The organism is Paenibacillus sp. 01T422 (genome assembly GCF_056398785.1).
In genome coordinates this window covers 1-9,281 of the sequence record NZ_JBFTQB010000152.1, presented here as the reverse complement: position 1 = coordinate 9,281, position 9,281 = coordinate 1, and the positions used below count along the sequence as shown (strand labels likewise).

The 9,281-nt window shown below is 46.1% G+C and carries 8 protein-coding genes; 2 read left to right on the top strand and 6 right to left on the bottom strand.

Features of this window, described 5'->3' with window-relative positions:
• Positions 1-79: 79 nt before the first annotated feature.
• Positions 80-676: a 5'-deoxynucleotidase gene (yfbR, locus tag AC1DUA_RS11240; RefSeq protein WP_477499826.1), complete on the top strand. Its 597-nt coding sequence runs from the start codon at positions 80-82 to the stop codon at positions 674-676.
• A gap of 68 nt (positions 677-744) precedes the next feature.
• On the opposite strand, the gene AC1DUA_RS11235 is transcribed toward yfbR, so the two are convergent.
• The 5 genes from AC1DUA_RS11235 to citZ form a co-directional block, all read right to left on the bottom strand.
• On the bottom strand, positions 745-1,173 hold the full coding sequence (locus tag AC1DUA_RS11235; protein WP_477499824.1) for a hypothetical protein: 429 nt from the start codon (positions 1,171-1,173) through the stop codon (positions 745-747).
• 581 nt (positions 1,174-1,754) lie between these two features.
• On the bottom strand, positions 1,755-3,302 hold the full coding sequence (locus AC1DUA_RS11230; protein WP_477499825.1) for a DNA-binding protein: 1,548 nt from the start codon (positions 3,300-3,302) through the stop codon (positions 1,755-1,757).
• A 207-nt stretch (positions 3,303-3,509) separates the two neighbouring features.
• Positions 3,510-4,451, bottom strand: coding sequence for a malate dehydrogenase (gene mdh, locus AC1DUA_RS11225; RefSeq protein ID WP_477499823.1), 942 nt, complete (start codon positions 4,449-4,451; stop codon positions 3,510-3,512).
• A 57-nt stretch (positions 4,452-4,508) separates the two neighbouring features.
• Positions 4,509-5,807 (bottom strand): NADP-dependent isocitrate dehydrogenase, encoded by a 1,299-nt coding sequence (gene icd, locus AC1DUA_RS11220; protein ID WP_477499822.1) that lies wholly within the window; start codon positions 5,805-5,807, stop codon positions 4,509-4,511.
• A 356-nt stretch (positions 5,808-6,163) separates the two neighbouring features.
• On the bottom strand, positions 6,164-7,276 hold the full coding sequence (gene citZ, locus AC1DUA_RS11215) for a citrate synthase (RefSeq protein ID WP_477499821.1): 1,113 nt from the start codon (positions 7,274-7,276) through the stop codon (positions 6,164-6,166).
• A gap of 300 nt (positions 7,277-7,576) precedes the next feature.
• Between citZ and AC1DUA_RS11210 the strand changes: the two genes are divergently transcribed.
• Positions 7,577-9,112 (top strand): Ppx/GppA phosphatase family protein, encoded by a 1,536-nt coding sequence (locus tag AC1DUA_RS11210; protein WP_477499820.1) that lies wholly within the window; start codon positions 7,577-7,579, stop codon positions 9,110-9,112.
• On the opposite strand, the gene AC1DUA_RS11205 is transcribed toward AC1DUA_RS11210, so the two are convergent.
• A partial coding sequence (locus tag AC1DUA_RS11205; protein WP_477499819.1) for a hypothetical protein occupies positions 9,078-9,281 on the bottom strand: 204 nt, incomplete at its 5' end. The genes AC1DUA_RS11210 and AC1DUA_RS11205 overlap by 35 nt on opposite strands.

The following is a 9,281-nucleotide window of genomic DNA, read 5'->3' as shown; positions in this document are numbered from 1 at the left end:
TCTACACCCCGGCCACCGGGACGGTGGCTGCGCGGGTGGCGCCGAGCGTGAAATCAAACTGAAGGAGCACAAGAACCTCATGAATCATCACTTTTTTGCTTATTTATACCGCCTCAAATATATCGATCGTTGGAGTCTCATGTGGAACATGCGCAGGGATACCGTAGCTGAGCATTCTTTCTACGTCTCCACGATCGCGCATATGCTTTGTACGATCGCCAATGAAGTCTATGGACGCAATGTCCCGACGGATCGTGTTGTCTCTATCGCATTGTTCCACGATGCGTCTGAGGTATTGACGGGTGATATCCCTCAGCCCGTCAAACACAACAATGAGCAGATCCTCCGCAACTTCCGTGAAATCGAAGATGTCGCGGTAGAACGGCTCATTCAGACGATTCCACCGGAAATAAGCGACATTTACCGTAAACTGATCCAGGATCCGGATCCCGAGCTTTATCGCTGGGTGAAGGCTGCCGACTTGCTTGAGGCTTACATCAAGTGCTTAACTGAACTTTCGACCGGCAACCGCGAATTCGTCGTTGCCAAGCAGCAAATCCTTGAAAGCTTGAAGAAAATGAATATGCCGGAAGTTGATTATTTCCTTGAACATATGAGCGCTTCGTTTGAGAAAACGCTGGACGAAATCACGCTAAATCCAAGCCAAGGCGAATAAACATTGCAAAAAGGGGCTGTTCCAAGCGTAGAGATCTCTACGCTTGGAACAGCCCCTTATTTCGAGCTTTAAGCCAATATTTGAGGATTCGTCATGAACAGGATAGCAATAACTACAGCTACCGCAGCAATCCAGCTGAATGTTTTGACTTTTGCAGCATCTGTTGCCGTGCTGTTTCCAGCCTTAGCGTTAGCAACCAATTTCTTCAGTCTTCCGCCGATCATGCCAGTCACCGCTCCCACGATAAGCAGTAAAACAACAGCCAATACCATCCACAACACGGATGCGTCAACTTTGGAAACCATAGCTCCACCCGTGATGAAGGTCACAATCAATGAAAATTGCCCAACGCGATTTAACGTAGACAGCAGCCCCACAAAACCCTCTAATGCAGCGCCAGTTAACGATGCGGCACGTCCCACAATGAACGGGAACACGACGTATACGCCAAGCAACAAGGCACTAAGCACATGTAAAAAAATCATGACTTGATACATTCTAATAACCTCCGCAATTTTGAATTAGAATCGTTCTTATGTAAGTATACCGAATACCTATCTTTGGAACAAGAAAGCGATGTCAACAAATTTCCTTTTTCACCATATCTCCATAAAAATGTGACTAACTCTGTCATAACTACCCAGTCAATCCGCGCATTTTATAATCCTTTTGATGGCGATGGGATATTTCTACTTTTCTGCATTTTACCAAGCCTCTTTACATTTCATTGGATGAAATCCAAGATAAGTGCTCATTTTGAGCATAAACTCTACTTTATATTGGATGAAATCCAACGCAACCCCTTAAATACAGCTCAATAAGTGGTAAACTCGATCATCTCATTGGATTTCATCCAACGTGATACTCAGTCAAGCCATCATACAAACCCTCTCATTGGATTTCGTCCAATAAAAACTATCCCTCAGCTAATCAGTGGCATCCTTGGCATCCTTCACACACCAGGATTTCAGGACCCTTGCGAGGCTCTCCGCAGCCGAATTTCCCGCCTTTTTTCAGCGTCGGCCCAAACTTGCTAATAAAAAGACCAAGCAGCGTTGCTGCTCGGTCTCCTCCATCTTTAAGGTAACGGCTGTGCAGGCACATTAGCTATCGTAACAGCCTCAGTAAGTTTAGCCGTCGTATTCTGTCTCAAGCGCATGTTCGCGGCTCCTGTAGCGGTTGTGTTGATTTGTACATTGACGACCTTCTCTGCATGCCCACCCGCGTCAGCGGTCAAGGAGAAGCTTGTGCTGTATCCGTACGTGGATGGCCAAGTTCCATCACTGTTTTGCACTTTGGCCAATTGGGTCCCTGAACCGTTATAAACACCCAGATTGTAGCCCGTTACCGTGGCATTTGGCGTCAAACCATTCAGGATAATCTTCACCTGGAAAACCGCATGATTGGGTAATTGCGCTTGATGGACGAACGCGAAAGGGTCCGTTGTATTCGAAGAACTGGAGTAACCATAGGATCCGGGTTTGAACGTCGACGGATCATACCACTTGTAACCTGATGCTGGTGTGGCCCACGGTTCAGCTTGCGGCTCCGTCGTATTTGCCGGCTGTTCCCAAGTATACTGCGTAGTAGCCGTATCCAGTGTCAAGCCAGCTACTTGCGTAAGACTTGTGTAGCTTTCTTTCGTCGCTAGCCAGTTAACCATGTTCACAAGCAGCGTTGCATCATTTTGCTCCTGGAAGCCTGCATACGTCGTCTTCGCCCCGCCTGTCTCTTCTTTCAAATATTTCGGCGTCGCATCTTCCACTGGGGAGGAATCGCCGATGAAACCGGCTTTCCCAGCGCTGACTTTGGAAACGGCAACAAAAGGACCTTCGGCAACTCCTCCGCCGTTATAGACACCTTGATCCACGGCACTTGACCATTTGGTCGTTGTGCTCGGCAGATACACAATTCCCTTTGCTTTACTCGGGTTAGTAATGGCTAAGGTTGAACCTGCGTGCATGGCAACAGTCGATACCCCGCTTGTTATGTTAAAAGCCTGAGACGGACTTACGATGTTATTCGCTGTAATATCACCTAATGCATTGTATCGGAATCGAACTCCGAAGTTAGTCGCGAGCCAATCCGAGCTTGCAACGCCCTGCATGGCAGCCGAGTTAGCTTCCGCTGTGCTCATCCCAATAGCCGGATTCGACCAGCCGCCGCGACGATACCCATTGAATACTTCCGATGCATCCCAACGATTTTTATTCCGATCTGCATTGTAATGATCACCAATGAAGAAGATGCTGCCGCCTCCCTGCACATACTGCAGCATTGCGCTTTGTTCAGTCGTTTTGTAGGGGATGTTAGCTTCACCGACCACGAATACATCATAAGCCGATAAATCAGCTAGTGTAATCGCCGTACTTTTGCGCAGCTCCTTTACATAATAACCCGCATTGCCTAGCGAGCTTGCAAAATCAGAGAAACCGCCGTCAATCACCCAGTCAGCCGCTCCAGCAGTTTGACCGTGCGTGTTGTCAAAGAGCACCTTTTTACCATTTGGGGATGACGGTGTAATCGAAGGCGCGGGGTCATTCGGTCCTTCTGCCAATGCTTGAGGCACAGCTCCCAGTAAGGATGCCGATATTGCTGCTGTCAGAGCAAAACCTTTCCAACCCATTGTTCCAAACAAGCTTCTCCTTAACATCAAATCCCTCCATTATATGGAATAATTAGCCATTCGTTATGGCCTAGATGTATCGTAGCATAGAGAATAAGCTTGGAATAGCACTTTGAACAATTTTACAAAAGTTATAAATTTCTATGCAATCAACAAAAAAAAGAGCCAATCTCCGAGTGGGAGACTGCCTCTTTAGTTGATATCTAATTAGCCCGTTACAACTTTGATTACATTGCGAACTGAATTAGCGGTTTTGTCTAGAGCAGCTTTCTCATCCTCAGTCAACTCGATATCCATCACTTTCTCGATACCGTTGGCACCAAGGACAGTCAGAACGCCCATGAACAAGTTATCATAGCCATACTCGCCTTCAAGAAGAGCGATTGTAGGAATGATACGTTTTTTATCTTTCAGAATAGCTTCCGTCATTTGCACAAGGGACGCTGCTGGCGCGTAGTATGCACTACCGTTACCAAGCAGGTTAACGATCTCCCCGCCGCCCGTACGTGTACGTTGCACGATTGCTTCAATACGGTCAGCTGGGATTAGCTTCTCAATTGGCACTCCGCCTGCGTAGGTGTAACGAACAAGTGGAACCATGTCATCGCCGTGACCGCCGATAACAACTCCCTTAACATCTTCAACCGATACATTCAGCTCTTGCGAGATGAACGTCAAGTAACGAGCTGTATCCAGTACACCCGATTGACCGATTACACGGTTTTTCGGGAAGCCCAGAGCTTGATAGGCAACATAAGTCATTGCATCAACTGGATTGCTCAAGATGATCACGATAGAGTTTGGAGCAACTTCTCTTACGTTTTCACAAACGGATTTCACGATACCCGCATTCGTGTTCACCAGATCATCGCGGCTCATTCCCGGTTTACGGGCGATACCAGCGGTGATGATGACGATGTCGGAATCAGCAGCATCTGCATAACTAGATGTACCGGTGATTTGAGCGTCGTAACCTTGAACCGGGCCAGCTTCGAGCATGTCGAGCGCTTTCCCTTTTGTAGGGTTTTCCAATTGCGGGATATCTAGAAGAACAACGTTACCAAGTTCTTTTTGAGCTAGCATAAGAGCAGTTGTTGCTCCTGTGAAGCCTGCACCGACAACAGTAATTTTATTACGACGGATTGCCATTTGGGATGTGCCTCCTAATAATGATTAGTTATCGTACCCTTGGAGCGTTAAAAATGATTAAGCCATGTTTTTGATGATTTCGTTCGCGAATTCGGAGCATTTAATTTCAGTAGCGCCTTCCATCAAGCGAGCAAAGTCATAAGTAACTGTTTTGTTGTTGATCGAAGTTTCCAAACCTTTGTAGATCAGTTCAGCTGCTTCCAACCAGCCAAGGTGCTCAAGAAGCATTACGCCGGAAAGGATAACGGAACCTGGGTTAACAACGTCAAGACCAGCATATTTAGGAGCAGTACCATGTGTAGCTTCGAAGATCGCGTGACCAGTTAGGTAGTTGATGTTTGCTCCTGGAGCGATACCAATTCCGCCTACTTGTGCAGCAAGTGCATCAGACAGGTAGTCACCGTTCAAGTTCAATGTTGCGATAACATCAAAATCAGTTGGACGTGTCAATACTTGTTGCAAAGCGATGTCAGCAATTGCATCTTTAACGATGATTTTGCCAGCAGCTTCTGCGTCTTTTTGAGCTTTGTTAGCTGCTTCAGCGCCTTCTGCTTCTTTGATACGATCATATTGTGCCCATGTAAATGTTTTATCACCAAATTCACGCTCAGCTAGCTCGTAACCCCAGTTTTTGAACGCGCCTTCTGTGAACTTCATGATGTTACCTTTGTGAACCAACGTTAGCGTTTTACGGCCATGTTTGATTGCATATTCGATTGCAGCGCGTACCAAACGCTCTGTACCTTCAGAGGATACTGGTTTTACACCGATACCTGAAGTTTCTGGGAAACGGATTTTGTTAACGCCCATTTCGTTTTGCAAGAAGGAAATCACTTTCTTAACAGCATCGGAACCAGCTTCCCACTCGATACCTGCATAGATATCTTCTGTGTTCTCACGGAAAATAACCATGTCAACGAGCTCAGGACGTTTAACCGGTGAAGGAACACCGTTGAAGTAACGAACCGGACGGGAACATACGTATAGATCTAGCTCTTGACGAAGCGCAACGTTCAGGGAACGGATACCGCCACCGATTGGTGTAGTCAAAGGTCCTTTGATGGACACGATGTATTCGCGCATAGCTGTTAATGTATCGTTAGGCAACCAGTTGTTGAATTTGTTGAAAGCTTTTTCTCCTGCGAAAACTTCGTACCAAGCGATTTTTTTCTCGCCTTTGTAAGCTTTCTCTACAGCAGCATCAAGAACGCGTACGGAAGCCGCCCAGATGTCAGGACCAGTACCGTCACCTTCGATATAAGGAATGATTGGGTTGTTAGGTACTTGCAGAACACCATTTTCGATGGTGATTTTTTGGCCTTCTGTTGGTAGTTCGTAGTTTTCGAATTGTGGCATGATAGTTCCTCCTAAGATTTGGTTAAAATGGCATTAATGAGTTAACTATGGTGCAATACGCTGCATGCTTTTGGCAGTCCATTCCGACCGCTTGTTATAATCCATTATTTTTGAACAATTTTCATATGTAAATAAATCGATTATAAAGGCGGGCACTACGTTTCTACATGCACTGCCAAGCACTCCACTAGTTACGTTACTACAACGAGTACCCTTTACACAAATGCAACTCGTCGGCAGAAGAGTGATACACACACAAAAAGTGACGGGAGTCGCGGTAAGCCCCAAGGAACTTGAGTCCCTGAAGCTGGGTACCGAACTGCCCGCACCTTGAGCTCACATCTAATTTAGGCCAATTAGCGAGCGCTAATCGGAATGTATTTTTGGTTAACCGGACCTGTGTACTCAGCGCGAGGACGGATCAAACGGTTGTTTTCGTACTGCTCAAGAATGTGTGCAGTCCAACCGGATGTACGGCTGATCGCGAAGATCGGTGTGAACAGGTCACGCGGGATTTCAAGTGTTGTGTAGACGGAAGCCGAGTAGAAATCTACATTCGGTTTCAAACCTTTAAGTCCTGTCACCAACTCATCCGCTTTGATGGACATTTCGTACCATTTCAGGTTGCCAGTCATTTTACCAAGCTCGTAAGACATTTTTTGCAAGTGCTTCGCACGCGGATCTCCGTTTTTGTAAACACGGTGTCCAAAGCCCATGATTTTGTCCTTACGCTCTAATTTGCCGTTAATGTAAGGAACTACGTTCTCTACAGTACCGATTTCTTCAAGCATCGCCATAACAGCTTCATTCGCACCACCGTGAAGAGGTCCTTTGAGCGTGCCGATAGCGGATGTAATACCGGAGTAAATATCAGTTAGTGTAGCAACTGTTACGCGCGCAGCGAATGTGGAAGCATTCAACTCGTGGTCAGCGTGTAGCACTAACGCTTTGTCCAAAGCTTCAATCGCAACTTTGTCCGGCTCTTTTCCAGTCAATTGGTACAAGAAGTTAGCAGCAACGGAAGAATATCCCGGGGAAGCTAACGGCTCTTTACCTTCACGGAGACGAGCAAAAGCAGCAATGATACCAGGAATTTGTGCTTGCAGTTTAATCGCTTTACGCACATTGGATTCTTGGCTCAAGTCGTTCGCTTCTTCATCGTACAGAGCAAGAGCGGAAACAGCCGTGCGAAGCGCAGCCATGGAATTAACATCTTTCGGGAATGCTTTCAACTGGTTGATCACCGCATCAGGCACCTTGCTATAAGCGTTCAGGTCGCTTTGCAGTTTCTCAAGCTCAGCTTGGTTAGGGAGTTTGCCGAACCAAAGCAAATAAATTACTTCTTCAAATGTCGCATTTTCTGCGAGGTCATCAATATCAATCCCGCGATATGTTAACACTCCATCTACAATGGAGCTAATCGACGAGGTCGTGGCTACAATTCCTTCTAAACCTTTGGTTGCAGTCATTGGAATCTCTCCTTAGCTACTCTATTAGCAAAAAATTGCTTTTTTCCTAACTTTAATAATAAAGTATTTTACTCGGTAAGTGAACAAATGAGGACATAAAACTTCATTATCACTACCATAAAGAATCTTTTTGACACAAAAAAGCCACTTTATTTTGTTCCACAACTTAAAACACACGCTACAAGTTTTTGTTTATTTCCCCGAATTATACAACATTTTTGCAAAAGTTTGTCGAGTTGGCCTTCCCTTGGTACAATGTAGGCAAAGCATCAGTGATTTCTCGGATAAAGGAGCAAATACATGAGTAGCGGCACAAAAATGGGCATCATCGATATCGGGTCCAACTCGATACGACTCGTGATTTATGAAATCAACGAGCTGGGAGCCTACCGTATAGTGAGCGAGCATAAGGATTCCGCAAGACTCAGCGAACGCATCGGTTATGATGGCATTTTACATAGCAAAGATATTATTTCTATTGTCCCCATTCTTTCGCATTATGCGCTGTTATGTCGGGTACATGAAGTTCAAACTGTCCGAGCAGTCGCAACAGCAGCTATTCGCAACGCGGCCAATTCAGAGGAGATCGTACGCATCCTTGAGGAACAGACCAGCCTGCAGATAGAAGTGCTTAGCGGTTCGGAGGAAGCGCGTTACGGCTATTTGGGAGTCATCAATACCATTGATATCCGCGACGCTCTTATCATAGATATTGGCGGCGGTAGTACCGAGGTTACTTTACTGCGAGATCGGAAGCTGGTGAAAAGTGTTTCCTTTCCGTTCGGTGCCGTGAACACCACTCATCAATTTATGAAAAATGCGAATCTCACTGAGCAGGAATCAGCAGATATTCGCCGCATGGTAGAAGAGGCGATTGCCGACCAGCCCTGGATTACCCAGTCACCGAATCTTCCGATGATCGGGCTGGGCGGTACGATCCGAACACTCGGCAAAATGAGCCAAAAACGATCGAAGTACTCCTTACAGCTTGCACATAACTACGAACTGAAGATCGGAGAGCTTCGATCTTTCGTCACCTTGCTGTCATCTCTTCCCATTGAAAAGAGAAAGAAAGTCGACGGCCTTTCCAAAGAACGCTCCGATATTATCGTTCCGGGACTTCTTATTTTAGATACCTTGTTCCAAGCTGCTAATGCCTCCCAGTGCATCATCAGCGGTTCGGGACTTCGCGACGGTATATTCTTCGAGATGTTCGATCCTAAACATCCAATTAAGCAGGATGTCCTGGAAGCAAGCATCCAGAATTTACTTTGCCTTCACCCAAATGGGGCGGAGAAGCATGTTCGACGTGTCGATCAACTTGCCCTGCTGCTCTATGACAAGCTTGAGGTTCACGCTAACCTCGAGGAAGGCAGTTGGCGCTATTTGCACACAACCGCGCTCCTGCACCGCATTGGTGTCAGCGTCCACTATTATCAATATCTAAAACATACGCAGTATATGTTAGCGAATGCCCGCATCGATGGACTTACACATCGAGAGATCGTAATCTGCTCCCTCATCGCAACGTACAAAACAAAAAGCCGGACCCATCAGCAAAGCCTTGCTTACAAGGATTTGTTGAAAGAATCCGACGAGATGTTAATTGTAAAGCTAGGCACTCTCTTGAAACTCGCCACGGCTCTTGATCACAGTGAAACTCAGCCTGTTCAAAAGCTGGTTGTTACACGATCTGATACGTCCTTGACGCTCAAACTGCTTTGTGTGCACAACCCCATTCTAGAGCTGAAAGAGCTCGCGGCGATTACCAAAGATTTCGAAAAAACGTGGGGCCTCAAACTTAAGATTCAAGCTGGAGTTTTTTCCAAGACGTAATTTTCATTGCCTCGAACTGGCTCCGATAAGGGGTCAGTTCATTTTTTATGGTGGTGTACATCCCATTCGACATAAGCTCTCTAGATTTCACGTTGTCATTCAGACTGACGTTCAGAATCGAAATCATCATCTTCTTCATCTGCATATCAATGACGGGGCACATCAATTC

Coding starts and splice junctions, on each gene's coding strand:
- yfbR (WP_477499826.1), top strand. CDS start 80: ATGAATCATCACTTTTTTGCTTATTTATACCGCCTCAAATATATCGAT.
- AC1DUA_RS11235 (WP_477499824.1), bottom strand. CDS start 1,173: ATGTATCAAGTCATGATTTTTTTACATGTGCTTAGTGCCTTGTTGCTT.
- AC1DUA_RS11230 (WP_477499825.1), bottom strand. CDS start 3,302: ATGGGTTGGAAAGGTTTTGCTCTGACAGCAGCAATATCGGCATCCTTA.
- mdh (WP_477499823.1), bottom strand. CDS start 4,451: ATGGCAATCCGTCGTAATAAAATTACTGTTGTCGGTGCAGGCTTCACA.
- icd (WP_477499822.1), bottom strand. CDS start 5,807: ATGCCACAATTCGAAAACTACGAACTACCAACAGAAGGCCAAAAAATC.
- citZ (WP_477499821.1), bottom strand. CDS start 7,276: ATGACTGCAACCAAAGGTTTAGAAGGAATTGTAGCCACGACCTCGTCG.
- AC1DUA_RS11210 (WP_477499820.1), top strand. CDS start 7,577: ATGAGTAGCGGCACAAAAATGGGCATCATCGATATCGGGTCCAACTCG.